Origin of the sequence: Lentzea miocenica (genome assembly GCF_033949945.1) — a bacterium.
Taxonomy (GTDB): domain Bacteria; phylum Actinomycetota; class Actinomycetes; order Mycobacteriales; family Pseudonocardiaceae; genus Lentzea; species Lentzea miocenica.
Genome location: NZ_JAXAVW010000064.1, coordinates 1 through 25,745 on the forward strand (window position 1 = coordinate 1; position 25,745 = coordinate 25,745).

Here is a 25,745-nt window from a genome sequence, read left to right on the forward strand (position 1 = left end):
TGGCCAGCAGGCAGTGTGGCCAGCAGGCAGTGTGGCCAGCAGGCAGTGTGGCCAGCAGGCAGTGCGATCAGTAGCGAGTGCGGTCGGTAGCGCACCCCACGAGCAGCATCGCGGTCGCGAAAGCGAGCAGGTGGTCACCGCTGAGCGCGCACATGCACGCCAGCGCGAACCACAGCAGCAGCTTCATGTACCAAGGTTAGGGACCATATGACCTTGATCGCAGCTGTATTTGAGCAAGCCTTGACAAACACGCCCCTATTGCAAACTTGAGGCATGACAGACGAAGTGCGCGACTTCTGGGACCAGCACGCGGCGACCTTCGACCAGGAACCCGATCACGGGCTGCTCGACCCGGAAGTGCGTGCCGCGTGGGCGGCGGTGCTCCTGCCGTTGCTGCCGGCCGGTTCGGCGTCCGTTGCCGACCTCGGGTGCGGCACGGGAAGTCTCTCCGTGCTGCTGGCCCAGGCCGGGCACGACGTTCGTGGCGTCGACCTGTCGCCACGCATGGTCGCGGCCGCGCAGGCGAAAGCCGACAACGCCGGGGTGCCGGCTGTGTTCGTGCAGGGCGATGCCGCTCAACCTCCCTACCCGCCAGCGTCTTGTGACGTCGTGCTGGCCCGCCACGTGCTCTGGGCGTTGCCGGATCCCCCTGCCGCGCTCGGGCGCTGGGTGAGCCTGCTCAAGCCCGGCGGATTGCTCGTTCTCGTCGAGGGGCGCTGGTCGACGGGCGCCGGCCTCACCGCCGCCGAGTGCCGCGCGCTCGTGCTCGAAGTACGGCAGGAAGCCGACGTCACGCGACTGGACGATCCCGCGCTGTGGGGACGCGTGATCGACGACGAGCGCTACCTGCTCGTCAGCACGCGGTGATGACGACCTTCGCGCGGGCGTGTTCGGTCTCGACGTAGCGGACCGCGTCGGGCACCTCGTCCAGTGAGAAGGTGCGGTCGACGACCGGCGTGAAGGCTCCTGATTCGGCGAGGCGCCGCAGTGCCGCGAGGATCTCCCCGTTCGGGGTCGTGGTGAGCACGAACAGCCGGTCGCGGACGAACGGGGCCTGCAGCTTCGCCCTGATCATGAGCCCCATCGGCCCGACGAGGCTGCCGCCGCTGGACACTCCCCCACCGGACAGCACGATCGTCCCGCCGGGGGCGAGTGCGCGGCGCAGGCCGGTCAGCGAGTGGTTGCCCACCAGGTCGAAGACGAGGTCGTAGTGCTTGCCGTTCTTGGTGAAGTCGGTTTCGGTGTAGTCGATGACGTGGTCGGCGCCGAGCGATGCCACCAGTTCGATGTTCCTCGTGCGGCACACGCCGGTCACGGTGGCGCCCATGGACTTCGCGATCTGCACGGCGAACGTGCCGACGCCTCCGGACGCTCCGTTGATCAGGACGTGCTGTCCCGCCTGGAGCTTTCCGATGTCGCGCAGTCCCTTCAGCGCGGTGTGGCCGGCCAGCGGTATCGCGGCGGCCTGTTCGAACGTCAGGTTGGCGGGCTTGGCCTCGACGAGGTGTTCTGGCGCGCACACGTACTCGGCGAACGCCCCGTCGGCGCGGCCGAGGTCGCCGTACACCTCGTCGCCGGGGCGGAAGCGCCGCACGTCCCGGCCCACCGCCACCACACTGCCCGCGAAGTCGCGGCCGCGGATCTTGCTGCTGGGACCGGAGACTCCGATCTCGGTGAGCCGCGCCAGGTACGGGTCTCCGCGCATGACGTGCCAGTCGTGCGCGTTGACCGAGGCCGCGTGCACCCGCACGAGCACCTCGTCGCCGGAGGCCGCCGGCGGCTCCACATCGCGGAGTTCCAGCACGTCCGGCGATCCGTACCGGTCCTGGACGATCGCCTTCATCGGGTGCTCCCGAGTGCGAGGCCTGCGCGGACCGGTCCGGCCGCGCGACGTGGCTTCACCGGGCGTCGGATGATCCACTCCGCCACGGCGAGGTTGATGAGCCAGGCGGCGAGCATCAGCAACGCCTTGCTGAGCCGGTCGGGCGTGCCGACGGCCACGAGCCACGCGGTCAGCGTCACCGCCTGTGTGCCGGCGCCGAGTCCGATCGCGAAACCGCGAATCATCCAGGCGCGGTGCCGGGTGACGTCGCGGCGGAGGATGGCGGCGAAACCGAGGGCGATGCACACAACCCACGCCGTGCCGAACGCCAGCCGGACGCCGGTGAGCAGGACGCCCACGTCGGCGGGTTTGGGGTAGAACACGGTCATCCACAGGCCCGACAACGCTCCTAGTAGTCCACAAAGGACCAAGAGGCGCCCTGCCAGCCGGTGCCACGCCGGTCTGCGGCGGCGGAAGCCGGGAGCGAACTGGAAGGCTCCGATGAGGCTGTACACGCTGACGGTGACGGCGTGCAGCACCACGGGGACGGGTGAGGCGAAGAACCGCGCGTTGTCCGGCGTGATCTCCGCGCCGCCGCCGAGCTCGGTCAGCCGCAGGACGCCTCCGAACACCGGGATGAGGCTGAACACGATGATCGCGGCCGGGATGAGCTTGTCCCACTTGGTCGAGGTGGTCATGCACCAGATCGTGGCGCGTGCGGCGGGGTCAGCTCATCGGGAGAAGGGCTGCGATCATCCCGGCCGATGGTCCGGCGCGGTCGTCGTACTTTCGGCTGATCGCGGCCGGAATCCGCTTGGGACGCGCTTGGTCTCGTAGGCCCAGATGGCCATCTCGACCCGGTTCCTGACACCGATCTTGGCCATCAGGCTCGCGATGTGGGACTTGACGGTGCTGAGCGTGATGTACAGGTCCTTGGCCACCTCGCTGTTGGTGCGCCCGCCCGCGACGGCGGCGAGGACCTGCTCCTCCCGTTCGGTGAGCGGCTCGATCGGCTGCACGACGCGGCCGGCGGGCTCGACGTCCGCGAACGCCTCGATCAGCCGGGCGGTGACGCTGGGGGCGATCAGGGCGTCGCCGGAGGCCGCGGCGTGGACGGCCTGGGCGAGCAGGGCGGGGCCGGCGTCCTTGAGCAGGAAACCCCTGGCACCCGCGCGAAGTGCGGCGTAGACGTACTCGTCGAGGTCGAACGTGGTGATCACGACGACGGCGATCGGGTCGGCGACGCCGGGACCGGCGAGCAGGCGGGTGGCCTCGATGCCGTCGATCCCTGGCATCCGGATGTCGAACAGGCACACGTCGGGCCGCAGGCGCCTGGCCAGTTCCACGGCCTGCCGTCCGTCCGGCGCCTCACCGACGACCTCGATGCCCGGCTGGGCGCCGAGGATCATCGAGAGTCCGGTGCGGACGATCTCCTGGTCGTCGGCGACGATCACCCGGATGCTCATCGACCCGCCCCGGTGAGCGGCAGCACGGCGGTCACGGTCCAGCCCCGTCCGGGGTTCGGGCCGGCCTCACAGCTGCCGCCGAGCAGGTCGGCGCGTTCCATCATGCCGATCAACCCGTGCCCCGGTACCGCGGCGTTGCCGGAGTCGCCGTCGTCGCTCACCCGCAGGTGCACGGACGAGGCACTGACGACGACCTGAACCTCGATGCGGGTGGCGTGCCGGGCGTGCCGGCGCGCGTTGGTGACCGACTCCTGGGTGAGCCGGTAGATCGCGGTTCCCACCGACTTCGGGAGGTCGTCGACGGCCCCGTCGATCCGCACGTCCACCTCGGGCCCCGGCCGTCCCGGACTCGCGAGCAGTGCGACGTCGGCGACCGTCGGGCTGGGCGCCAGGTCCGCGGATTCGTTGCGCCGCAAGGCTCGCACCATCGTGCGCATCTCGGCGAGCGCCCGCGACGCCTCCGACTCGATCAGGCCGAGCGCCTCGGTCGCCGCCTCCGGCCGCGCCGCCGCCGTCGCGAGCCCCGCCTGGGCCCGGATCGCCATCGCCGACACGTGGTGCGCCACGGTGTCGTGCAGATCCCGGGCCAGCCGCTCCCGTTCCAGCAACTTGACCTGTTCGAGCTCCCGTGCCCGCGCCCGTCCCCGGTACCGCACGGCGGCTCCGAGGGCGCACGCCGTCCCCAGCACGGCGGTCCCGCCTCCTGCCTCGCTCACGCTGATGAACCCGAGCACGGCCGACAGCCCGACCTTGCCGAGCATGATCGCCAGCCCGATCACCGCCTCCCGCCCGGAACCCCACCGGAAAAGCGCGAACGGGAACAGCAGCATGTACACCTGCACGTTGAGTTCAGGCTCGCCCCCGAACACCAGCGAAGCGACCGCGCCCACGCCGAACGCGACGGCGACCGCCAACAGCGGCCTGCTCCGGCGCAGCAACAGCAGCGGCAGCAGGCCCACCGCCACGACCAGCGAGCCGACCCGTGAGTTCAGGTCCGTCCGCAGCACTGCTTCGAGCACCGCGACCAGCAGGAGCACGCCGACCAGCACCCAGTCCCACCAGAGCCGCGACGCCGCGCGCGCCGGCCTGGGCTCGTCCCACACCGACCGCAGATAGGCGAACACGGGCTCATCGTACGAGAGCCGGAGCCACGACAGATCAGTCCGAAGTACGAGACCAGGCCCGATCACCGGCAATCACGTGAAGTCGCGCGGCGTCAGCTCGCGGAGGTCTCGCGGGGCTCGGCGTTCGCGTGGTCGATGTCGAGCAGGCTCAGCAGCGACTCCACCTGGCCCGTGCGGAACGCCCTGCGTTGCCGGTCCGCGCCGGGTCCTTCGCTGTCGAGCAGCCGCAGACCTCGTTGCACCGCAGGCAGATCACCGTTGATCTCCAGCACCGGAGTCAGCCGGCGCACCAGGTCGTCCAGCTGCTGTCGCATCGGGCGCGACTCTCCGGAGAACACGTCCAGCGTGCTGCCCCGCAGGCCTTCGTTGGCGGCACCCCAGCAAGCCTGCCGCAACGTCTCCTGGGGAACCGGCTCGGCCTGCACACCGTTCTGGACGTCGACGACCGCTTGCGCGACCAGGGCTCGCACGAGCGCCGCCAGCAGCACCGCGTCGTCCACGCTCGCCGCGACGTCCGAGATCCGCACCTCCACCGTGGGCAGGTCGGTGGCGGGCCGGACGTCCCAGTAGGCCATCGCCCGGTCCAGCGCGGTGCCCGCCGCGATCATCGTGTCGCAGACTTCCTCGTAGTGCTGCCACGAGGTGAAGACCGGTGGCGGACCGGAAACCGGCCAGCGCGACCACACCGTGGAGCGCCAGCTCGCGAAACCCGAGTCCTCCCCTTCCGAGAAGGGCGAGTTCGCCGTCACCGCGGCCAGCACTGGCAACCACGGCCGCACGTGGTTGCAGACCTGCACCGCGACCTCCCGGTCCGGCACGGCGACGTGGACGTGGCATCCGCAGATCAGCTGCTGCTCGGCGAGCGCACCGAACTCCTGCGCGATCCGGCGGTACCGCAAGCTGTCCGTGATCTCACCCACCGCGTGGCCCAGCGGAGGCGCCCCGACCGCGATGACCCGGCAGCCTGCCGCCTGTGCGGCCCGCGCCACCACGCGTCGCGTCTCGAGCAGCTCACGACGAACCTGCTCCACGTCGGCGCACACGGAGGTGTTGATCTCCACCTGCGCCCCGGTCAGCTCGTGTTCGAGTTCCAGCCCGAACTGCTCACGTGCGACGGCGACAACCTCGTCCGCCCGGTTCACCGCAACACCGGTCACCGGATCCACCAGGAGGAACTCCTCCTCCACACCTACCGTCGGACACCACGCTCTCTTCGATGGCGCCTTCTCCACGTCTCACCGTCCTGCTCATGGCACCAATGCGCACCGCCGGGGAATCGGCGTATACCCCTGTGCGGCGAACAGAAACACCGCGAGCGTGTTCGGTGATCCCGGTCAGCGGCGCCCGGTGGCCAGGACCACCAGGAACTGGCCGCCGCCCGGCTCGACGTTCGCGGTCACCGGCAGCCCCGGTACCAGCCGGGAGAACCGGTCCACCAGCCACTCCGCCGCCTCCCGGGCGTCCCGCTCGGTCGGGCACCGCGCCACCATCTCGCGGCCGCCCTTGCGCTCCAGCCTCCCGGCAACGGTGATCAGCGGCGCGGGTTCGACCACGTGCAGGCGGTCCGGCCAGGCGATGACCACCTTGACCGCGCCCTTGCGGGTGTTGCACCCGCGGTGCGCGAGCCGTTCGGCGACCTTGGCCTTCCGATCGGCGGTCCTGCTGTCGACGCTGGGCCCCCGCGCGTCGTTCACCGACATGCCGGGGTCGACCGGTTCGTCGCACACCCAGCATCGCCAACCGTCGCGCTCGGCCACGTCATCAAGGAGACTCACCCGGGCAAACTAGCCTGTCCGGCCGCTGCCCCGCGCACCGCACCTGAGCGAGCGCCACCGCGGCGAGCATCCTGTCCGAAGTGGACTTCCACTCGGGCAGAGCTCATCGTGTCGCGCGTTTCCGCAGCGAGCCGTTGATCAGGCGGTGAGCCCGATCAGCTGATCGCGACGGGGACGCGAGTACGCCAACTGCTCGATCTTCGACGTCGACCCCACCGACGAGCTGCACGAGCTCCTGTCCGGGCTGCCGCTGTTCCCCGCATGGACATCAAGGTCACGCGCTGGCGAAACGCCCGGCCGACATTCGCCAGTCAGTCCACGCGCGAGCGCATGATCACCTACATTCTCCGAGCATGCGCAGCTCACTGTTCAACCACGCGGAACGTCCCGTCGAGCCCGGAAGCTTCCAACTGCAGAACGAACGCATGCTCAAGGTGGACCTCACCGGCAGCGGCGGGTTCTTCTTCGCCAAGCAGGGATCGATGGTCGCCTACCAGGGTGACGTCGACTTCGCCTACGAAGGCAGCGGCGGCCTCGGCAAGCTGTTCAAGAAGGCCTTCACCGGTGAGGGCATGTCGTTGATGAAGGTGTCGGGCAGCGGGGACGTGTTCCTCGCCCAGGACGCGGACGAGATCTTCGTGCTGTACCTGGAGAACGAGGGCGTCACCGTCAACGGCAAGAACGTGCTCGCCTTCGACAGCTCGCTCAAGTGGGACATCAACCGCACCGAAGGCGCGTCGATGCTCAGCGGCGGCCTGTTCAACACCACGTTCACGGGCACCGGCGCGCTGGCCGTCACCGCCTACGGGACGCCGGTCGTGCTGAACGTGGACGTGCCGACGTACGTCGACATGCAGTCCGCCGTGCTGTGGTCCACCTCGTTGCAGTCCTCGATCCGCAAGACGGCGAAGCTCGGTGCCGTCATCGGGCGCGGCTCCGGCGAGGCGTACCAGCTCGCGTTGTCGGGTCAGGGCATCGTCGTCGTGCAGGCGTCGGAGGGTCACCCCGTACCGACCGCCCAGTAGATGGCTGCTCGGTGGTGGATCGTTCTGGAGCCGGCCAATGAGTTCTCGCGGCTCCCGCGGTCCAACCATCGACCCAGAGCGGAAGGAAGCCCATGACCCAGCTGGTGAAGGTCCAGAACTTCGTCGTGTCGCAGGACGGGTTCGGCGCCGGTGAGGACCAGACCCTCGACAGGCCGTTCGGCCACGCCGATCCCGGCACCATGTTCGCGTGGGCGGGTGCCACGGCGAGCTGGCCCAACCGGACCGATCCCGGTGGCAGCCGCGGCCTCGACGACTACCTCACCCGCGACTTCGCACAGAACATCGGCGCGGAGATCATGGGCGCCCACAAGTTCAGCCCGCACCGCGGTCCCTGGCAGAACCACGACTGGCAGGGCTGGTGGGGCGACGAACCGCCGTTCCACACGCCGGTCTTCGTCCTGACCCACCACGAACGGCCGTCGTTCACCCTCTCCGACACGACCTTCCACTTCGTGAACGGCGACCCGGCCGACGTCCTGAAGCTCGCGAAGGAGGCCGCGCGGGGCAAGGACGTCCGGATCGGTGGCGGCGCCACCACCATCCGGTCGTTCCTCGACGCCGATCTCATCGACACCCTGCACGTGGCGGTGTCGCCGGTCGAGCTCGGTCACGGGGTGCCGCTGTGGAAGTCGCCCGACGAGTTGCTCGACCGGTTCCACGTCGACGTCGTGCCCAGTTCGAGCGGCGTGACCCACCACCTGTTCTGGCGGAAGTGACGGGTCACCCGCCCGGCAGGATCTCCTCGAGCACGGCGCGAGCCGAGGTCGCCGGTCGTCCCAGCAGGTCTTCCAGTGCCGGGTGGGTGACCGCGAACTGACCGGCTCGCGCCGCGCGGAACATGCCCAGGGTGAACTCCGCCGCCGCGTCCGGCATGCCCTGGGCGATCACGGTCGCCTTCCACTCCTCGTCGTCCACGACGACCCGCGTGATCGTGCGGCCGGTGAGCTCGCTGAGAATGCTTGCCACGTCAGCGAAATCGAGCAGGCCGGGGGCGGTGAGCGGCGGGCTCACCCCGTCGAACAGGCCTGGCTTCGTCAAGGCCGCGACGTCGGCCTCGACGAGGTCGGCGTGCGCGGTCCACGACACCGGCCCGTCGGCGGGCAGCCGGAACTCGCCGGACCGCAGCGCCGCGGGCACGTAATGCTCGAAGGTGCTCGTGTAGAAGCCGTGCCGCAGTGCGGTGTACGCGACGTTCTGCTCGGCGAGGTGCTTCTCGATTGCCGCGTGCTGCCGGCCGGGGTCGAACAAGGAGTCGGGTGAGGCCGCCTGATGGCTGGTGTAGAGCACGCGTGACGCGCCCGCGCGCACGGCGGCGTCGACCGCTGCCCTGCTCGCCTCGGCGGCACGCGGGCCGCGGATCGCGGCCGAGATGAGAAGCACCTGGTCGGCGCCCTCGAAGGCGTGGTCCAGCGTCGACGGTTCGGTGAAGTCGCCGGCACGGACCCGCACGCCGCGGCCGGCGAAGGCCGCCGCTTTGCCCGGCTCGCGCACGCTGACGCCGATGGTCTCGGCGGGAACGCTCTCGAGCAGCTTCCCGACGATCTGGCGACCGAGCCTGCCGGTGGCTCCGGTAACGATGATCATGACTTCCCCTCGCTTGAATCACTGATTCAGCTTTACCGTATCACCGATTCGAATCAACGATAGCGGGTCGCTGATATCATCGATCCATGACGGAGTCGTCCCTTGCAGAGACCCGCGTCGACGCCCGCTCCAAGATCGTCGCCGCCGCCGCCCACCTGCTCCGCACCAGCGGCGCCAAGGCGGTGACGACCCGCGCGGTCGCCCAGGAGGCGGGCATACCGGCCCCGACGATCTTCCGGCTGTTCGGGGACAAGGACGGCCTGCTGGAGGCGGTCGCCGAGCAGGTGATGGCGGACTACGTCGCCGAGAAGACCGCCAGGGCCGCCGACGAGAACGGCGACCCGGTCGAGGACCTGCGCGCCGCGTGGCGGACGCACATCGACTTCAGCCTCGCCAACCCCGACGTGTTCCTGCTGCTCGTCGATCCGGGGCGGGCGCAGCACTCCTCCGCCTCCACCACCGGGACCGAGGTCCTGCGGGCTCGGGTGGCACGGCTGGCGGCGGCGGGGTTGCTGAACGTCTCCGTGGCGCGGGCGGTGGGCATGATCCACGCCGCCGGCAGCGGCGCGGTGCTCGCACTGCTGGGCCGGCCGGAGGGTCAGCGGGATCCAGAGCTCACCGACGCACTGCTGGACGCGGTGCTCGCCCAGATCCTCACCTCGGCGCCGGTACCGCCCGCCACCGACCCGATGGCGCTCGTGGTCGCGTTCAGGGAGACCCTCCCCCAGCTGCCCTCTCTCAGCGACGCCGAGCGAACGCTCCTGTCCGAGTGGCTCACCCGCACGGTCGCCGAACTCCAGGACCGCCGGAAGCAGTGATCAGGCTGGGACCGCGACGTGCACCCGGCCAGGCCGCCGCCCACCGGGGTGCGCCCACGCCCTGGGCGGACTACACCAGCAGCTGCCGCAGGTTGTGGTCCAGCGCGGCCAGCAGGTTGTCGAGCGTGCGCAGCGCCGACGGGTCCGAGGCGTGCTCCTTCCTGGAGATGCGCGCCTCCGACCGGATCGAGATCAGCTCACCCCGCACGCTGTACAGCTCGTTCCTGGTCGTGATGGTCCGGCGCTCATAGCGCGTCATCAGGTCGTTGAAGCGGGTCACGCAGCGGATGAACCGGGCGAGCCGGGCGATGTCGGTGAGGTCGTTCTTGACCCTGGCCTCAAGCCACCGGCGCTGCTCGACCAGCTCCGGGTCCGAGGCGAGCAGGGGCACCAGGCCGGCGGCGCGGGTCAGGTGTCGTTCGGCGACCGCGAGCGTGCCCAGGTCGATCCGGTCGAGCGCCTCCTGGGCCGCGAACGTCTCCGCTGTGGCGTGCAGGTAGGCGATCACGCCACAGCGCGCGTCGATGGCCTCGGCGCGGGCGCAGTGGGTGCTGGTAGCGGTGAAGTCCTGGTTGCCCAGTGCCGTCACCCCGGCGTTGAACTCCTCTGCCAGCACCCAGCCGAGGACGTCCTGCAGCTCGGCCGGACTCAACGGTGGCACGCCCGCCCGGCGGGTGCGGCGCCAGCCGACGAACGGAACCTTCGAGCTCTTCGCGTACCGCTCGTGGGCGTAGGACCACAGCAACTCGTAGCGGCTGTCGGAGTACAACATCTCGCCGCAGGCCACCAGGTGCTCGATCGCCGTCTTGGGCTCCCCCGCCCGCAACGACTGGCGAGCGTGTTCCACGCGGGGTGCGCACAGCTTCGCCTGGATCGCCAGGTACAGGTCCTCGAACATCTCGGGGTCCGCGCCACGGGCCGCCTCGACGACTTCGAGGGCCCGCGGGAACTGGCCGGTCTGGTAGAGCACCGCGCCGTGGACGTAATGCAGTCCGGCGACTTCCGGGTGCCGCGACACCCGCTGCTCGACGTACTCGACGGCCTCGTCCAGCTCGTCGCCGTCCAGCAGCCCGTCCGCCTCTTCGCTGACCTGGTCGACCAGTCTCAGCTCGCAGGTGGACACCAGCTGCGCCACGACCTTCACGTCGGCGTCGTCCGTGATGTCCGGGCGGGCCGCGATCAACCGGTCCAGGACCGTCTCGTACTCGCCGAGCACGTGCTGGCACCGGACGCCGAGCACGAGCGCCGCGACGGTGGCCGGCGCGATCCCCAGTGCGGCCTCGACGTGTTCCCACGCGTCGGCGTGCCGCTCTTCGCGCAGTGCCTGCTCCGCCTTGTCCAGCAGGCCACGCAGTTTCAGGTCGGCCTCGTGCTCGCGCAGCCTCGCGAGGTCGTCGCTCAGCCAGTCGCCACCGGTACCGGTCCGCAAGCCGTCGTCGTGGGGCGCGAGCCGGTCGCCGAGGCGGTCGGGGACGGCCTCGGGTTCCAGTGCGAACGCCCGGCGGCCGAGGTCGAGAGGCGGTGGCTCCAACGCCCCTGCGGCCGCCCTGACGATGTCCGGGGCCCAGTCGTGACGGGGCGCGAACGCCAGACCGTCGTCCGCGTCGCTGTCATCCACGCCTGCCCGCCCTGCCTTCCTTGCGCCTCTTCGACACCACCGCGGTCACCAGCGCCGTCTCCGAGGCGTGGTCGAGTTCGGCGATCGCGAGGATCGAGCGGCGCAGCTCGATCCTGCGCATCGTGTCGCCCGCCGCGTCGTCGCTGAACTCGAGCTCCGGTTCTGGGAGCTCACCCAGGAGGTCCGCGGGAGACACCTGTTTCCGCACCATCGACATCACCCTTCGTTGTCGCCGAGCAGCCAGTCGCCGATGAGCACGAGCAGGTCCGCTTCCTTGGTCTCCACGGAATGGGCCTGCTCGGCCAGCACCCGGCTGTCGTTCTCCAGGTGGTGCACCAGCTGCTGGGCCGCGGTCAGGTTCTCGCCGCCGCCCTGGACCGTCATCAGCTGGCTCACCCGTTCCCGCAGCAGCTCGGTGCGGCTGTTCATCTCGTCCACCGTCGGCGCCACGGCCCGCGCCCGGACGAGCTCCGGCCTGCGGTCGAGCGGACGCACCTTGCGGAAGCGGGACAACCGCTCCAGCAGGCTGACCCTGACCTCGTCGCGCACCGACGGGTCCGCGATGAACTGGTCGAGCACCTGGAGGTACCGGTCCGCCGCGTCCCGCCGGGCCTGGCCCAGCCGCGCCTCCTCGTTGAGGATCCGCACCAGCTCCGGCTCCCGGACGCCGAGTCGCTGAGCCTGACGCAGCACCGCGACGCCGTCCTCACGTTCCTGGGGCGTCGAGGAGAAGTAGGCCTTGAGCAGACCGGCGACCAGGTACGGATCGCTGAACTCCGGGTCGTACTCACGCGCACACGCCAGCCTGCCGAGCACCTCGTCGCGCCGGCCGACGTCCTCGGCGGGCGTCGTCTTGGCCGCTGCCCACAGCCGCAGTCCGGCCGCGGCGCGCAGCAGGTGGATCGAGCGCAGGGTGAGGTCGCGGTCGTTGACCTCGGCGGCCCTGGCCTGGCGTTCGCTCAGTGCGACGAGACGCTCCCGCACGCTGTCCTCGTCCGGGGTGAAGGTCCAGGGCCGCTCGGTGTCCCCGTCGGGGTCGAGGCGCCGCGCCGCGCTCACCAGCAGCTGGTCGACCTGGCCGAGCGACGTGAGCGTGTTGTCGAGCCAGGCCGCGAGCGCCAGGCCGATCTCCGCCGACGCCAGCATCTGTTCCCGTTGCTCCGGTGCGGCGTTCTCCGCCGCCCGCGCGAGGTCCTCGAACTGGCCGCGCGCGGCCACCAGGTCGCGGTCGAACAACGCCTGGGCGCCCAGCACGACGTGCTGGTTGCGCAGGTCGGGCGGCACCCGCTCGGCGAAGTCGCCGAGCTTCTCCACCTTCTGGAACAGCACGGCCGCGGTGTCGACCCGGCCGAGGCGCAGGGCTTCCAGCGCACGGTGGAACTTCACGACGCCGTAGAGCCGGCGCACCAGCCGCCTGCTCATGCCGCCCGCCGCCTCGGCCGCCTCCAGCACCGGCTCGGCGCCGTCGTAGTCGCGGCGCTCCACCCGCAGGTAGGCCAGCAGGTAGGCGACGTCGACGTCCTGGGGTGCCTCCCGGTGCAACGCCGCCAGCCGGTACTCCGCCTCGTCCACCAGGTCCATCCGGAACAGCGCGAAGGCGGCGAAGAACCTGGCTTCGAGCCGCAGCCGTTCGGGCAGCCGCGGCTCCAGGCGTTCCAGCGCGAGCAGGGCCTGCTGGAGCTCGCCACCGCGGACCTGTTCCACCACCGCGCGGTACTCGCGGATCTGCTTGCGCGGCACCAGGAACCGGCGATAGCCGACCAGACCACCGGCCAGCACCAGGATCGTGCCGAGGATCGCGAGCAACGTCGTCCAGATCACCGGCCACGCGCTCGGCCCTGAGGACGGGGCAACGGCGGCCGGCGCGGTCGTCTGCCCGGCGGCCGGCGCACTTGTGTCCGGTGTGGACTGTCCACTGGGGACGGCCGATGACTGGGGCGCGACCGGCGTGCCCGGCACGACGACCTCGGCCCGCACCGTGCCGGAACCGGTGTTGATGCCGGCCTCGTAGCGGCCGGGCGGCAGGACGGTGCCGCTGGGCAGCACCACGGTGATCGGATCGTCCTCCGTCGCACCGTGTGCGGGGGCCGCCACCAGGACGGCCACGATCGCGGTGATCAGGACAAGAGCCGGTCGAACTTCTCGTACCACTGCTGTGCCTCCCCCGTGGTGAGTAGTTGCGTGTCGACCATGCGCGCGATCCGCCGGCGCGCCTCGACGTCGGTCCGCCTGGCGTTCGGGAGGTCACCCAGCTCGATCCAGCAGCGGCAGTACAGGACCAGCGCGGCCAGGTCGCCGGCGTCGCGGCTGAGCGCCGTGAACAGCTCCCGCGCGGCCGTGCGCGGATCACCGCGGCGCAGTCGCACCTCGGCGGCCCGCAGGTAAAGCGTCGTGTCGTCCTCCTCCATCGTCTGCTTGAGCAGCGCGATGTCGTCGAGGATCACGTTGCCGAGCCCGCGATCCGCCGGCCTCGTCTCGAACACCTTCCACGCGGCCTCGTACCTCCGGTGGCGCAGGTCGAACCGATGCGGCGCGGACTGGACGGCCTCGTTCAGGTAGCGCAGCGCGGTCTCGTCGTCCCCCCGCTCGGCGGCGATCTCCGACCCGAGCAGGCTCGCCCGCACGCGTGCGTCCCGGTCGTGCTCCGGCACCCACTGCAGGAGGTCCAGCGCACGCACCGGATCGGTGCGGCGCAACCGGGTCGCGATCGACACCGGGTCCGCCAGTGCCGCGAGCGCCGACCGCAGCTGCTCGGCGTCGGCGGGCCTGGCGCTGCGCACCGTGTGACGGCACTGCTCGACCGACCGGAACAGGTCCTCGCCCTCCCGCGTGCTGCCCAGCGTGCTCGGGATCCGCGTACCGGCCGTCAACGCCGGCCACAGCATGCCGCGCGCCTGTGCCTCCACCCGGTCCTCGTCGGTCAGGACCGGTGGCGTGCCGGTGGCACCGAGCCCCTGTGCCACCAGCGTGCCCAGGGCGTAGCAGTCCACCGACCGGTTGTCGTGCTGAACACCGCGGACGACCTCCGGAGCCAGCGCGGCGACCGCCACGGTGTCCACTCCGAACAGGTCGCACGGCGTGCCCAGCGCGACCGGCGGGCACGGCAGCAGCCACGGCAGCCGGCGATCCTCCTCCGCCACCACCACGATGTTGTGCAGGCTCAGCCCGAGCGGGTGGACCGGGCTGCGCTGCCATCGGGGGAACAGCGAACACACGCGTTCCAGCAACGCCACCCTGTCCTGCCAGTCCTCGAGCCGTTCGAGCTGTTCGGCCAGGGTCAGCCAGGCACCGCCGGTGTGGTACTCGATGTAGTAGTGACCGTCGGCGGTCCAGTCGTGCCCGGTGATCTCGGCCATGCCGGCCGGCTGCCGATGACCGAGTGCGGTCACCGCGCGCCGGAACGCGCCGTCGGCGAACCGGGGCTCGACGATGCGCACGATCCGGTCGCTCGGCTCCTGCCTGCTCGCGCGCCACAGCACGCCGCGGTCGGTGATGCCGACCGCGGCCACCATCTGGACTCCTGGTGGACCCTGCATGGCTACTTGTGCTCGTAGAAGACGTCGTTGAGCTTGTCGCCGAGGTCCTCCACCTCGCTGGAGCCGTTGCGCACGGCGATCACGAACATCAGGTACGCCGACGCGAGCTCCGCCCGCCGCGACTCCGGCAGCTGCGAGACCAGCTTGTACGACCGCCGCGCCACGCTCTTGAACTCGGCTGGGGTGTTCTCCGGCGGTGGCGGCAACGTGTCCGCGTGATCCGTGTCGTCCACTTCGGACGGTGCGGCTCCCGGCGGCTTCGGCAGTCCGTCGCGCACGTCCGCGGCGCCGCCGGGAGGTTCCGGCAGCCCGGTCCGCTGGCCCGCCATCACCTCCTTCAGGTGTGCCGCGCTGCTCTCGATCTGCTCCCGCGTGGCACGCACGTCGCACTGCAGCTCCGTGCGCCAGATCTGGTCGTCGTTCAGGCACTTCACCGAGACGCCGAGCAGCCCGCTCTCGTCGATGGAGAACGTGACCGCGAACCGGTAGAAGCCCGCTTCCCGTGCTTCCGGCAGGTCGATCGGCAGCTTTCCGATGAGGTCGTTCTCGTAGGCGACCGCGTTCTCGCCCTGGAAGATCCGCACGATGAGCTGCTTGCCCTTGCCGCCGTTGACGAAGTTGTCCTGCGTCTCGCTGCCGGGGATCCGGCTGTCCTTGGGCAGGATCGCCGCGAAGTCCGACTTGTTCACCAGGATGCCGAGCGTGTGACTGGTGACGTCCTGCAGGACGACGATCCCGCCCTCCGCCGCGCTCCCGCCGAGGTCGAGCCCGTTCTCGTGTTCGACGGCGGCCATCTCGAGGTCCTCGCCCTCGTAGCCGTCGGCCGCGGGGTAGTCCCGCGCGACCATGCCGGCGCCGCGCGCGACCACCTCGTCCGGGCTGATGTCGGAGCGGACGTCCTTGAGCTCCAGTCCCAGGTGCTCGGCCAGCATCGGGCGGATGCAGGCGATCCGGGTGGACCCGCCGACCAGCAGCACCTGCTCGATCTCGTCGCGCTCGATGCCGTTGCTCTCGCGGGCGGACTCGATCGCCTCGTCGAGGCACGCGAGCGAGCGGTCGAGCAGGTCCTTGATCAGCGACTCGAACACGGTCCTGGTCAGCGGCACGTTCACCGACAGCTGCGGGGTGAGGAACGGCAGGTTCAGCGTCGCCGCGCCGGCGACCGAGAGCTCGCGCTTGCGCATCTCGGCCTCCCGCTTCACGCGCTGCCAGATCGCGTGGTCGCCGGACAGGTCGGTGCCGTGCTGCTCCTTGATCTGGTTGAGCACGTACCCGGTGACGCGGTCGTCGAAGTCGCCGCCGCCCAGCCGCGGGTCACCACCGGTGCCGACCACGCTGATGTTGCCGGGGCTGACCTGGATGATCGACACGTCGAACGTGCCGCCGCCGAGGTCGTAGACGGCGTAGGTGTGGGTGTCCTCGTCCTCGATCTTGTCCGCGCCGAAGCACACGGCGGCCGCGGTCGGCTCGTTGACCAGCCGGCGCACGTTCAGCCGGGCCATCCTCGCCGCGTCCTCGGTGGCGCCGCGCTGCGGTTCGCGGAAGTAGGCGGGCACCGTGATGACGGCGTCGTGGATCGGCTCGCCGATGAAGTTCTCGGCCTGGCGCTTGAGCTCCATCAGGATGAACGCCGAGATCTCCTGCGGCAGGTACTCCCGGCCGCGGAAGCGCACCCGCTTGGGCACGCCCGGCTCGTCCGGCCCCGTCGGTTCCTTCAGGTACACGCCCATGTCGCGCTTGACCTCGATGACGGTGTTCCCGGGGTCGCTCGCGAGGTTGTTCTGCGCGGGCGCGCCGACGATCACCTGGCCCTCCGGGTCGAGGCCGACCACGGAAGGCACCGTCTTGGTGCCGAGGGCGCTCTCGATGACGACGGTGTCCTTGCCGTCCCAGATGGACACCGCGGAGTAGGTGGTGCCCAGGTCGATGCCGATGACCTTGTGAAATGGCATGACTCTCCCTATGCGCCGGCGGTGCCGGAGTGCGTGTCGGCTGTGGTGGCGGTGTCCTGCTCGGCCGGCCGGTCGGCCTGGATCTCCACGGCGACCGGCGACAGGAGCCGGTCCTCGAAGACGTAACCGTCCTCGAGCAGGCGGACGATGGTGCGTGGTGGCGCGTCCGGGAAGGGCGAGGTGTCCGGGCCGACCACGCCGACGCAGCGGTGCCTCGCGGGGTTGAACAACTCCTCGCCGACCCCGACGGGGATGCGCTCGGCGCCCATCCGGTTCAGCACCCCGTTCAGCGTGAGCACGAGGCTCTGCACGTGTCCGGAGACGGCCTCGGTGTCGGTGAAGTCGGCGCGCCGCAGCATGTCCTCCATCGCGCCCAGCGGACGGATCAGCTCGACGCACAGGTCCTTGAGGGTGCGGTAGGCAAGGCCCGACGCGAGTTCCTTGCGCAGCCCGGAAAGCTCGCGGGTCACGTCGGCGCTCAACGCGCGCTGCGCCTGGCCGAGCTGGTTCATCGACGTCGTCACGGCGGTGTTGTCGTCGACGACCTCGTCCAGCAGCGTCGCGATCCGGTCCAGCCGCTCGATCGTGGGGTCCGATTCCTTGGCAGGGCTGGTCTCGGTGGGGGTTTCCGGGTCCGTTTCCGTCGCGGGGTCGGTGTCGATGTCCGGCGCGGTGTCCATCAGCACTGTCCGATCAGTTCGTCGAGGAGGGTGTTCGGGGTCACGTCGGAGGTGAAATCACTGCGGTCCACATCGGACAGTGGACGGACGCGCACGCCCTGCGCGCGCAGGTGCGCGCTGATGGCGCGGTGCAGCACGTCGATGCGATCGGACGTGCTGGTGAACATCGGCGCGGCGGCCGAACGGATCGTGAAGAACCGCAGGTGCTCGTGCTCCTTGTCGTACTGCTCCCGTTTCGCCGGCCGGACCAGCACGTCGGCGTCGCTGTTGATCTGTTGCTGCCGTTCGGTGAGCTCCGCTTTCCGCCCGGGTTCCCGGCGCACCTGTTCGCGCAGCTCGCGGATCAGCCGGTCGCGCGACTGCCGGATCTCTTCGGCGCTCGCGTCCGGGGACACGCCGAGCCGCGAGTAGAGGGAGTCCCCGGCGAGATCGATCATGAACATGGTCAGCTCCCCCCGTCGGTCGCTTGGGTGCCGTCGTTGGTCTGGGTGCCGTCGTCCAGCTCGGCCACCATCAGGCGCAGCCGGGTGAGCGCCTCGTCCAGCGACGCGTGTTCGTCACCGAGCTCGGCCTGTTCGGCCATCCGTTGTCCCTCCACGACCTTGTCGATGGCAGCGCGCAACGCCGCCACCGCCGCCTTCTTCGTCTCGACGTCCGGGTTCTGCACGTAGGCGTCGATCGCCGCGCGCGCCGACTCCTGGGCCGGTTCCACCAGCTCCCGGATGGCCGCGCGGATCGGCGCCACCGCGGCCAGCGGCTCGATCGCGGTGAGCCGCTCGGCGAGCTCCGTCCGCTGCTCCGCGCTCAGTGCCAGCTCGATGCCCTCGGCCAGCAGGGCGATCGCCTCGTTCGTCTCGTCCACCCCGCCGGTCGCCACCAGCAACTTCGCGAGCTCGCGCCGCACCAGCGCGCTGCGCGGATACCGCTCGAGGGCCCGCCGGGCCGTCAGGATCACGTAGTCCCTGGTCGGCGCCGCCTGCGGAGTCGCGGGCCGGCGCACCGACTCCGGGATGTCCTCCCAGCCGATGACGTCGACCAGGTCGATCAGCCGGTCGGTCACCGCCTGCCGGCTCTCATCGTCGTCATCGCCATCGGGCGCGGGGACCTTCAACGCCTCCAGGGCGGCCGCGTAGGCGTCGGCCTGCCTGTCCACAGCACGCAACGCGCGGCAAAGCAGCAGCCTCAACATGAGGTCGTGCGGCACCAGGGCGACACAACCCTCCAAAGTGGACAGCCGGTCGGCGTACTCCTGCGGTGACGTCGGTTCCGGCGCGTCCCAGTAGGTCGCCAGCGCGACGAGGTCGCCCTCGAACATCTTGACGGGATCGACGTCGTCCCTGATCGCGCCGATCTCGACGCAGATCGGCCGCAGCAACCGCCAGGGCAGCGCCAGCTGCCGGCGAGCGAGGTCGAGTCCCAGCCGGAGCTGCTCGCCGGACGGGTTCCGGTGCAGCTCCCGCATCATCCACCGCAGGGTCAGACCCCGCATCGCGGCCGCCCGCGTCAGGTTCCGCGCCTCCGCGCGTTCCGGCTCGTAGTACTCGTCGCGGACCTCCCCGATCGACGCGAGCGCCTGCTGCGCCTGGGTGGCGGCCAGGTTCGCGAACGCCTGCAGACCTGCCCAGTCCCGTCCGCTCATGGCCAGTTCGACGTGCCGCACGAACGCCTCCGCGGCCGCCACGCGGTCCTCCTGCCCGGCATCGGACGGGAGGCCGAGCACGTGGGCGGGCGACCGGAAAGCCAGGCGCGCGTTGACGTAGTGCAGATCCCACTGGTGCAGCCACTCGGTCAGCGCGTCCTGGTCGGCCAGCCACGCCCTGATCTGCTCCTGGCTCGGCACGGCCCGCGGTTCACGGCTCTCGCAGTGCCGTTGCTGGGCGTGCTGGGCCAGCGCGAGGTGCATCGTCCTGCGGTCCTCCAGCAACAGCTGGACGTCACCGGCACCGGCCGGCTGGAGGTAGAGCAGCTCGCTCAGCCGCGCCCAGGCCGAGCCGTACTCCTGCGCCGACTTCGTCCGCGCGGCCAGCAGAGCGAGGTTGCGGGCCACCGGCACGCGGAACGGGTCGATCGCGGCCGCCTCCTGCCACAACAGCCTCGCCTCGTCGAACCGTTCCCCCGTCCACGCCTTGCGGGCGTGCCCGTCCAGCACGGCGAGCCGCAGTTCGTCGAAGCAGTGCGAGTCCCTGATCGGCCGCGGGTACCGGTCGAGCTGCGCCAGCGCGTCGACGACCGTGCCGTCCCTGTCCGGGCCGTAGGCGCTGAAGTGCAGGCAGCACACCAGTTCCAGCGGCAGCACGCCGCGTTCCAGGTGGTCGGCGGCCAGGTCCGCGAACGCCGCCGCGTCACCCGCCTCCGCGAGGTCGAGTGCGGCGCTGAGAAGCACGACGGCCGGATGGTCCGCGTGCCCGGCGAGCACGGACTTCGCGAAGTCCCGCACCGACCGCGGCGTCTGACCGCCGGCCAGCAACATCACGCACGCCGTGGCGTACTCGCCGATCTCATCGGCGTCGGCGACCCGCGCCAGCCCGGTGCGCAGCAACACGGAGAGCTGGCTCGTCTGTGCCTTGCCGCGGGTGATCTGCTCGTGCAGCGCGATCCGCCACGCGTCGGGCGCGCCCTGCTTGCCCGGCTTGACAGCGGGCCGGCGTGATTTCCGCGCCCCGTCGGCGCCGGGCGTGGCGGGGGCGCTCTGGTCCTCGATCCAGGCGTCCACCTCGGCGACCGCCGTCTTCAGGTCGGCCTGCTGCCCGCTGTTGAGCGCCACGATCAGCCGGTCGCCGAGGTCGCGGGTCTCCGGTCCCACGTCCAGCAACGCGAGCGCGAGCAGCAGGTGCGTCCGGCGGCTGCCAGGTGCGAGGCGCAGGGCGTGGCGGTACTCGGGCAGCGCGGCACCCGCGCCCGCCGTCCGGTGCAGCAGCCGGCCGAGGTGGAGGAACAGCTTGGGGCAGAACGGATCCTGGGCGATGGCCGCACGCAGCCGCTCGATCGCCTCCGCCGGTGGGGTCTCCGGTGCGATCGCGAGCCGGAACTCGGCCTCGGCCAGCGCGATGCGCACCGCGGGCGTGGCCTCGCGGGCCCGCAGTTCCTCGATCGCCGCCAGCAGCGGCGTCCTGGTGAGATCTTCCGTCTCCGTTGTCGTCACGCGAAGTCCTCGTAGAGTTCGACGACACCGGGCCTGCTGACCGCGATCTGCCACCCGTCCCCGGAGAGGGTGGCCGAGGCCGCGTTGCGCCACAGGGTCTGCTGCTCGCCGTCACGCCAGTACGCGCATCCACCGTCCGGATCGGACACGACGAACCGGCCGGCGACACCGCACGTGCCGATCAACTCGTGTCCGAGCGGGAAGACGCGGTCGCGGACGTGCCGGTCCGCCTCGTCGATCAGCCACGTCTCGGTTCCGGCGCTCGTCCCGACCACGAGCGTGCAGTGGCCGGGTGCCGGACCGGGCAGCAGCCTGCGCGCACCGGGGCGCGCCTCGCCGACACCGGTCGAACCGTCGAGCCACAGGCTCGTCAGCGTCTCACCGGTGAGCAGGACGAGGCGGGTGCCCGCGTAGGCGAGGTCGGTCACGAAACCCACCGCGGGCATGTTCGCGACCCTGCGGTTGTCGGCGTAGATCGCCAGACCGCCGGACAGGTCCGCGACGGCGAACCGGTCGCGGGTGGCGGCCGCGGCGATGCGGTGCACCCCTGCCTTCACGTCCAGCAGTTCGTGGCGCTGCCCGTCCGGCGCGAACCGCCACAGGTGCTGCCGCCACGACCCGGCGACCAGGCTGTCCCCGACGAAGCACAGGTCGCCGACGGCGCCGTCCATCTGGGCGCTGACCACGGGAGCATCGCCGGAGAAGCAGCGCACCGCCCCGTCCCAGCCGCCGATGGCGAGCCTGCCTCCTGGCCCGTGCGCCACCCGGCGCACCCTGACCGCGCCGGTGTCCCGCCAGACGGTCTCCTCGCCCTCGCGGACGACCAGGGTGTCGGTCCCCCGTTCCCACACGACCAGCCGGCCGTCGCCCAGCGGCCACGCCGCCCTGCTCTCGATCCGGCACGTCTCGACGAGCTGGGTGGCGCGGCCGGTGCGCCGCGGGCCGGTCGTGGTGCCCGTCGTCGCGTTGCGGTAACGCCGGTACACGGCGGCGAGGCTGTCTTCTTGCGGCAGCTCGCGGCATGCCTGACGAAGGATCTGACAGGCGCGCGCCGCGGTCGTGCAGGACGCCAGCCGCCCGGCGAGCGGGCCGGGCGACAACTCCTCCAGCAACGCGGCCAGCGCGCCCAGGTCCTCGGCCCTGGTCTCGGCGATCGGCCGGCCAGGACACAGCTTCACCGTGCCGAGGGCACCGACGAGGACGTTCGCGAGCACGACGTCGCCGTGCACGACCGGTGGATCGGTCTCGTGCAGTCCGCGGAGCACCTCCGCGACGCCCAGGACCAGCTCGCAGGCGGCCCTGGGCGGCAGTTCGCCGAGGCTCGCGACGCAGGCACCGTCGAGCGCGGGCATCGCCAGGTAGTGCAGCCGGTGGCCCTTGACCACGAGGTCGCCGCCGTCGTTCGCCTGCAGGACGCCGTCGCCCAGGCCGTGGTCGAACCGGGCCACGTGCCGGCGGAAGGCCCGTTCGTCCTCCGGCGGCGGTTCGACGAGCAGCACCGTGACGGGCTTGTCGCGGCTGGTGTCCCGCGCGCCGTAGAGCGGACCGAGCGCGGCGCGTCCGAGCACAGGCGCGCTCAGGACGTAGTCGGTGCCGGGCAGCTCCCTGGTGCCGTCCTCCTCGGACGGCAGGGCGTCCCAGGCGTCCACCACCTCGTCCGGCCGGTGCCAGTCCGGCAACACCCACTGGGTCAGCATCGCCAGCGTCTTCAGCGGGGACTCGATCGTCTCCGGTGTCACGGCCGCACCACTGACGTAGCCGGGGACGACCTGCCTGCCGTACCCCTCCATCGTCGCCAGCGCGTCCCGGATCTCGGCCGGCAGGCTGGACCGCATCATCAGCCTGTCCGTGATCCAGGAGAATTCCACATGTTGCGGAATTTCTCCTATTTCTTGCCGGTACAGGAACTGACAGAGTTCTCTATAGGCGCGGTAGGCCTCGAACAGGGCACGCTCCGGTTGGTCGGCGTGACCGAACGGGGTCGCGCAGATCTGGCCGATCGCTTCTTTTCCGGGAGCCGTGGAAGTGACCCTCCGACGAATCCTCCTGGTCACGAGGGCGTACTGCTGGTCGTAGTCGTTGCGCTGATTCGTGAGGTCGCAGATGGTCAGCCGGCCGATGTAGGGCGGGATCTCCACGGTCAGCGGGCGGAACACCGCCGGAATCGTCCGCGCGCCACGGGCACCGGGGTCGCGCGTGACGCTGATGTCCAGCTCAGCCTTGGTCCAGTCCCGCTCCAGATAGGCGTCGGAGAGGCAGACGATCATGTGCGCCGACCGCGAGATCCCGTCCGCCAGCTGCTCCAGGACGGGAACGCCGCCCGCCATCTGCTCGTAGTCGATCCAGACGTCGAAACCGTCCCGCCGCAGCGCCGTGACAAAAGGAGCGACCACGTCCTTGTCCGAGAGCGCATAGCTGATGAAGACGTCAAATGCGGGGGCGGCGTCGTCCCGGTCAATCACCTCGGAAACCCCCTCCTCACGATTTCGTCGGTGATCCGGATCCAAGTTGCCCGCAACCTATCAGCGACAGAAGTGACCTTGAATTGCCAAAAACTGGACAGTTCGCAGCCATTGTTCGTCCAGCGAACCGGGACCGGTCCCAAGCAGGCCGCACGTTGCCGAAAGGTCCCTCTGCGTCACTACACGGTTACGTACGGCGCTCACACGTGGTAATCCTGATCCAGAACGCCATGGGGGCCTCGGGGGAGGAAGCGCGTGCGATTTGACGTTGTCGTCGTCGGTGGTGGCGCCGCGGGCTGTGCGGTCGCGGCCCGGTTGTCGCGGGACGACCGCATCACCGTGGGACTGCTGGAGGCCGGGCCCGATCACGGCCCGCACGACGCGGCGGGCTGGCCGCCGGAGATGATCGACGCGAGGGCCGCGCCGCGCACCCACGACTGGGAGCCGGACGGTCCGTCGTGTTGTTCGCGGGCCAAGGTGATCGGCGGGTCGTCCACGCACAACGGGTGCTGGGCGGTGCTTCCGGCACCGCCGGACCTGGAGTGGAACGCTCACTGGACCGACGCCCTGGTCCGCCCGCACGTCGACTCGGCCATGAGAACGCTGCGGGTCCGGCCGTTCGAGGACCGCACCGCGTGGCATCAGGCGGTGGTGGCGCGCGCGGCGGAGCTGGGACTGCCGGAGCTCGCCGACGTGAACGCGCCGTCAGCGGGTGCGGGCTGGGTGCCGCTCAACGCGGTCGGCCGGGTGCGCTGGCACGCGGCGTTCGCCTACCTCGACCCGGTGCGGCCGCGCGTCACGGTGCTGGGTGACACGCTGGCCGTGCGGCTGGAGTTCGCCGGTGACCGCGCCACGGGCGTGCACGTGCTGCGGTCCGGCCGTCCGGAGCTGATCACGGCGGATCGGATCGTGCTGTGCGCCGGCGCTTACGGCAATCCCCCGCTGCTGGCCCGCAGCGGTGTCGGGCCGCCGTCTTCGTTGCGGGAGCTGGGTGTGCCGGTGCGGCACTCGCTGCAGGGGGTCGGACGGGGCCTGGCCGACCACGGCGGTGTCGGTCTGTTCGCCACGGCCCGGCCGGCGCTGGTGGCGCGGCCTGATGACCACGTGACGCAGACGCTGGTGAAGGCGCGGTCGTCGCTGGCGGACGAGTACTGGGACCTGCACCTCGTGCCGTGGTCGGAAACCGGCAGGGCGGGCACGCACGTCTACGTGATGGACCCGGTGTCGCGTGGTTCGGTGCGCACGACATCGCTGGACCCGCGGGCGTTGCCGGTGATCGATCACGGCTTCTTCACCGACCAGGACGGCCGGGACGAGCAGAAGCTGCGGGACGGCGTGGAGCTCGCGCGGGACCTCATGAAGGGTCTTGCCGAGGTGGACGCCGCTCCGGCCGCCGAGTTCAGCGGCTACTGGCACCCGGTCGGCACGTGCGCGATGGGCCCGGTGACCGACCATTCAGGACGGTTGCACGGCATCGAGAACGTCCACGTCGCCGACGCCTCCGTCATACCGATCGCACCCAGAGCCAACACACACGTCATCACCATCGCGGTGGCCGATCGGATGGCCACCCTGCTCGCACAGGAATGGGGTACTGGACGATGAAGATCGGCTTGATGGCCGTGAGCACGCCGCCTTTCGACTCTCCTCGGGCCGCCCGTGAGGTCGTCCGGCTCGCCGAGCACCACGGCGTGGACTCGCTGTGGGTGGCTGACCACGTGGTCCTTCCGGCCGGCCGGAAGACGCCGTACCCGTACTCGCCGGACGGCGAGATGCCGCACCCGCCCGAACAGCCGCACCCGGACTCGTTGACGTGGCTGGCTTTCGCGGCCGGCGCGTCGGAGCGGGTGCGGCTGGTGACGGGCATGCTCGTGCTGCCGCAACGCAATCCGGTGGTGACCGCGAAACAGGTCGCCACCCTCGACCACCTCTCCGGCGGCCGCGTGTCGCTGGGGGTGGGGCTCGGCTGGATGCGCGAGGAGTTCGAGGTGATCGGCGCCGACTTCGACACGCGGGTGGAACGCTTCGACGAGTGGATCGGCGTGCTGCGGGCGTTGTGGAGCTCGGAGGAAACCTTTGAGGGCAAGCACTTCCAGTTCCGCGACGCCCGCTGCTACCCCAAGCCCGCCGGCCGGATCCCGCTGATCATGGGTGGTCACTCGAAGGCGGCGGCCCGGCGCGCCGGGCGGTTGGCCGACGCCTTCTGCCCGATCGCCGACGACCCGGCGCCGCTGTTCGCCGAGTGCCGGCGCGCGGCAGAGGAGGCGGGGCGCGACCCGTCGTCGATCGAGCTGATGTCCGGGGTGGTGCCCGCGACCGTGGAGAGCGTGGAACGGCTGGCGGCGCTGGGGGTGTCCGAGGTGATCGTGCTGCCGCCGATGGTGCCGGTCGACGAGCTGGCGGACGCGTTCTCCGAGTTCGCCGAGACCACGTTGAAGCCGTTGCGGGAGATCTGAGCGCAGTTCACCGTGGACGGTCGGCGGGCGTGCATCGGCGTGAACCGCGAGTGGCCGGTCGACCTCAGCCGCATGACGGCCGACCAGGAGGCCTGGGCCCGCCGCAACCGCGCCGTCGACGAGGTGGAGGTGTTCATCCAGCGCGCCGTCGACGAGCGGTTCCTGCGGGCGGGGCAGCCGCCTGGGTGGATGGGCGCCGTGCCGGGGCACCCGCTGCACCTCGGTGGGCAGCAGCTGCTCGATCACGACGACGCGCAGGCCGTC

At 70.8% G+C, this 25,745-nt stretch carries 23 protein-coding genes and 1 pseudogene; 8 read left to right on the forward strand and 16 right to left on the reverse strand.

Annotated features, from left to right (window positions below):
• Positions 1–273: 273 nt before the first annotated feature.
• Positions 274–867 (forward strand): class I SAM-dependent methyltransferase, encoded by a 594-nt coding sequence (locus SK803_RS44845; RefSeq protein ID WP_319972366.1) that lies wholly within the window; start codon positions 274–276, stop codon positions 865–867.
• Here SK803_RS44845 and SK803_RS44850 read toward each other — a convergent pair.
• The 6 genes from SK803_RS44850 to SK803_RS44875 form a co-directional block, all read right to left on the reverse strand.
• Positions 854–1,843: an NAD(P)-dependent alcohol dehydrogenase gene (locus SK803_RS44850; protein WP_319972367.1), complete on the reverse strand. Its 990-nt coding sequence runs from the start codon at positions 1,841–1,843 to the stop codon at positions 854–856. The two genes, SK803_RS44845 and SK803_RS44850, sit on opposite strands and share 14 nt — an antisense overlap.
• Complete coding sequence (locus SK803_RS44855; RefSeq protein ID WP_319972368.1) at positions 1,840–2,520, reverse strand: DUF2306 domain-containing protein; 681 nt, start codon at positions 2,518–2,520, stop codon at positions 1,840–1,842. The genes SK803_RS44850 and SK803_RS44855 overlap by 4 nt, the downstream gene beginning before the upstream one ends.
• Before the next feature lie 54 nt (positions 2,521–2,574).
• Positions 2,575–3,288 carry a response regulator transcription factor gene (locus tag SK803_RS44860; RefSeq protein ID WP_319972369.1) on the reverse strand — a complete coding sequence of 238 codons (714 nt, stop codon included), beginning with the start codon at positions 3,286–3,288 and terminating at the stop codon, positions 2,575–2,577.
• A complete protein-coding gene (locus SK803_RS44865; RefSeq protein ID WP_319972370.1) occupies positions 3,285–4,412 on the reverse strand; it encodes a sensor histidine kinase in 1,128 nt (375 codons plus the stop codon). Before SK803_RS44865 ends, SK803_RS44860 begins: the two co-directional genes overlap by 4 nt.
• 92 nt (positions 4,413–4,504) lie before the next feature.
• Positions 4,505–5,644, reverse strand: coding sequence for a carboxylate-amine ligase (locus tag SK803_RS44870; protein WP_319972371.1), 1,140 nt, complete (start codon positions 5,642–5,644; stop codon positions 4,505–4,507).
• Positions 5,645–5,746: 102 nt separating this feature from the next.
• On the reverse strand, positions 5,747–6,187 hold the full coding sequence (locus SK803_RS44875) for a hypothetical protein (RefSeq protein ID WP_319972372.1): 441 nt from the start codon (positions 6,185–6,187) through the stop codon (positions 5,747–5,749).
• Between the two features lie 196 nt (positions 6,188–6,383).
• On the opposite strand from SK803_RS44875, the gene SK803_RS44880 reads away from it, so the two are divergent.
• The 3 genes from SK803_RS44880 (at position 6,384) to SK803_RS44890 (ending at position 7,949) form a co-directional block, all read left to right on the forward strand.
• Positions 6,384–6,521, forward strand: a complete 138-nt coding sequence (locus tag SK803_RS44880; protein ID WP_406601669.1) for a hypothetical protein — start codon at positions 6,384–6,386, stop codon at positions 6,519–6,521.
• A 19-nt stretch (positions 6,522–6,540) separates the two neighbouring features.
• Positions 6,541–7,212, forward strand: a complete 672-nt coding sequence (locus SK803_RS44885) for an AIM24 family protein (RefSeq protein ID WP_319972373.1) — start codon at positions 6,541–6,543, stop codon at positions 7,210–7,212.
• Between the two features lie 92 nt (positions 7,213–7,304).
• Positions 7,305–7,949: a dihydrofolate reductase family protein gene (locus tag SK803_RS44890; protein WP_319972374.1), complete on the forward strand. Its 645-nt coding sequence runs from the start codon at positions 7,305–7,307 to the stop codon at positions 7,947–7,949.
• Between the two features lie 4 nt (positions 7,950–7,953).
• Here the strand turns inward: SK803_RS44890 and SK803_RS44895 are convergent, their stop codons facing one another.
• On the reverse strand, positions 7,954–8,817 hold the full coding sequence (locus SK803_RS44895; RefSeq protein WP_319972375.1) for an NAD(P)H-binding protein: 864 nt from the start codon (positions 8,815–8,817) through the stop codon (positions 7,954–7,956).
• An 86-nt stretch (positions 8,818–8,903) separates the two neighbouring features.
• Here SK803_RS44895 and SK803_RS44900 point away from each other — a divergent pair, with 86 nt between their 5' ends.
• Positions 8,904–9,635, forward strand: coding sequence for a TetR/AcrR family transcriptional regulator (locus tag SK803_RS44900; RefSeq protein WP_319972376.1), 732 nt, complete (start codon positions 8,904–8,906; stop codon positions 9,633–9,635).
• A 70-nt stretch (positions 9,636–9,705) separates the two neighbouring features.
• On the opposite strand, the gene SK803_RS44905 is transcribed toward SK803_RS44900, so the two are convergent.
• From SK803_RS44905 to SK803_RS44945, 9 genes are read right to left on the reverse strand one after another with little or no spacing between them, the layout of a single operon-like run.
• Positions 9,706–11,253 carry a tetratricopeptide repeat protein gene (locus tag SK803_RS44905; RefSeq protein ID WP_319972377.1) on the reverse strand — a complete coding sequence of 516 codons (1,548 nt, stop codon included), beginning with the start codon at positions 11,251–11,253 and terminating at the stop codon, positions 9,706–9,708.
• The gene (locus SK803_RS44910; protein ID WP_319972378.1) at positions 11,246–11,464 is read right to left on the reverse strand and encodes a hypothetical protein; all 219 of its coding nucleotides are present in this window, start codon (positions 11,462–11,464) and stop codon (positions 11,246–11,248) included. The genes SK803_RS44905 and SK803_RS44910 overlap by 8 nt, the downstream gene beginning before the upstream one ends.
• Positions 11,465–11,469: 5 nt before the next feature.
• Positions 11,470–13,404, reverse strand: a complete 1,935-nt coding sequence (locus SK803_RS44915; RefSeq protein WP_319972379.1) for a tetratricopeptide repeat protein — start codon at positions 13,402–13,404, stop codon at positions 11,470–11,472.
• Complete coding sequence (locus SK803_RS44920; protein ID WP_319972380.1) at positions 13,371–14,765, reverse strand: hypothetical protein; 1,395 nt, start codon at positions 14,763–14,765, stop codon at positions 13,371–13,373. The genes SK803_RS44915 and SK803_RS44920 overlap by 34 nt, the downstream gene beginning before the upstream one ends.
• A gap of 26 nt (positions 14,766–14,791) precedes the next feature.
• The gene (locus SK803_RS44925) at positions 14,792–16,741 is read right to left on the reverse strand and encodes an Hsp70 family protein (RefSeq protein WP_319972381.1); all 1,950 of its coding nucleotides are present in this window, start codon (positions 16,739–16,741) and stop codon (positions 14,792–14,794) included.
• Between the two features lie 8 nt (positions 16,742–16,749).
• Positions 16,750–17,421: a nucleotide exchange factor GrpE gene (grpE, locus tag SK803_RS44930; protein WP_319972382.1), complete on the reverse strand. Its 672-nt coding sequence runs from the start codon at positions 17,419–17,421 to the stop codon at positions 16,750–16,752.
• Complete coding sequence (locus SK803_RS44935; RefSeq protein WP_319972383.1) at positions 17,421–17,864, reverse strand: J domain-containing protein; 444 nt, start codon at positions 17,862–17,864, stop codon at positions 17,421–17,423. Before SK803_RS44935 ends, grpE begins: the two co-directional genes overlap by 1 nt.
• Positions 17,865–17,866: 2 nt before the next feature.
• On the reverse strand, positions 17,867–20,563 hold the full coding sequence (locus SK803_RS44940; protein WP_319972384.1) for a hypothetical protein: 2,697 nt from the start codon (positions 20,561–20,563) through the stop codon (positions 17,867–17,869).
• The gene (locus SK803_RS44945) at positions 20,560–23,025 is read right to left on the reverse strand and encodes a TIR domain-containing protein (protein ID WP_319972385.1); all 2,466 of its coding nucleotides are present in this window, start codon (positions 23,023–23,025) and stop codon (positions 20,560–20,562) included. Before SK803_RS44945 ends, SK803_RS44940 begins: the two co-directional genes overlap by 4 nt.
• A gap of 255 nt (positions 23,026–23,280) precedes the next feature.
• Between SK803_RS44945 and SK803_RS44950 the strand changes: the two genes are divergently transcribed.
• The 3 genes and pseudogenes from SK803_RS44950 to SK803_RS44960 all read left to right on the forward strand — a co-directional run.
• Positions 23,281–24,630 carry a GMC family oxidoreductase gene (locus SK803_RS44950; protein ID WP_319972386.1) on the forward strand — a complete coding sequence of 450 codons (1,350 nt, stop codon included), beginning with the start codon at positions 23,281–23,283 and terminating at the stop codon, positions 24,628–24,630.
• The gene (locus SK803_RS44955; RefSeq protein ID WP_319972387.1) at positions 24,627–25,481 is read left to right on the forward strand and encodes an LLM class F420-dependent oxidoreductase; all 855 of its coding nucleotides are present in this window, start codon (positions 24,627–24,629) and stop codon (positions 25,479–25,481) included. Before SK803_RS44950 ends, SK803_RS44955 begins: the two co-directional genes overlap by 4 nt.
• 12 nt (positions 25,482–25,493) lie before the next feature.
• Positions 25,494–25,745 (forward strand): annotated as a pseudogene (locus SK803_RS44960) (TetR family transcriptional regulator); the annotation flags it as partial.

What these genes read in the sequence shown, in the direction of transcription:
- SK803_RS44910 (WP_319972378.1), bottom strand. Translation starts at nt 11,464, where the DNA reads ATGGTGCGGAAACAGGTGTCTCCCGCGGACCTCCTGGGTGAGCTCCCA.
- SK803_RS44935 (WP_319972383.1), bottom strand. Translation starts at nt 17,864, where the DNA reads ATGTTCATGATCGATCTCGCCGGGGACTCCCTCTACTCGCGGCTCGGC.
- SK803_RS44885 (WP_319972373.1), top strand. Translation starts at nt 6,541, where the DNA reads ATGCGCAGCTCACTGTTCAACCACGCGGAACGTCCCGTCGAGCCCGGA.
- SK803_RS44955 (WP_319972387.1), top strand. Translation starts at nt 24,627, where the DNA reads ATGAAGATCGGCTTGATGGCCGTGAGCACGCCGCCTTTCGACTCTCCT.
- SK803_RS44850 (WP_319972367.1), bottom strand. Translation starts at nt 1,843, where the DNA reads ATGAAGGCGATCGTCCAGGACCGGTACGGATCGCCGGACGTGCTGGAA.
- SK803_RS44895 (WP_319972375.1), bottom strand. Translation starts at nt 8,817, where the DNA reads ATGATCATCGTTACCGGAGCCACCGGCAGGCTCGGTCGCCAGATCGTC.
- SK803_RS44855 (WP_319972368.1), bottom strand. Translation starts at nt 2,520, where the DNA reads ATGACCACCTCGACCAAGTGGGACAAGCTCATCCCGGCCGCGATCATC.
- SK803_RS44860 (WP_319972369.1), bottom strand. Translation starts at nt 3,288, where the DNA reads ATGAGCATCCGGGTGATCGTCGCCGACGACCAGGAGATCGTCCGCACC.
- SK803_RS44845 (WP_319972366.1), top strand. Translation starts at nt 274, where the DNA reads ATGACAGACGAAGTGCGCGACTTCTGGGACCAGCACGCGGCGACCTTC.
- SK803_RS44900 (WP_319972376.1), top strand. Translation starts at nt 8,904, where the DNA reads ATGACGGAGTCGTCCCTTGCAGAGACCCGCGTCGACGCCCGCTCCAAG.
- grpE (WP_319972382.1), bottom strand. Translation starts at nt 17,421, where the DNA reads ATGGACACCGCGCCGGACATCGACACCGACCCCGCGACGGAAACGGAC.
- SK803_RS44920 (WP_319972380.1), bottom strand. Translation starts at nt 14,765, where the DNA reads ATGGTGGCCGCGGTCGGCATCACCGACCGCGGCGTGCTGTGGCGCGCG.
- SK803_RS44925 (WP_319972381.1), bottom strand. Translation starts at nt 16,741, where the DNA reads ATGCCATTTCACAAGGTCATCGGCATCGACCTGGGCACCACCTACTCC.
- SK803_RS44890 (WP_319972374.1), top strand. Translation starts at nt 7,305, where the DNA reads ATGACCCAGCTGGTGAAGGTCCAGAACTTCGTCGTGTCGCAGGACGGG.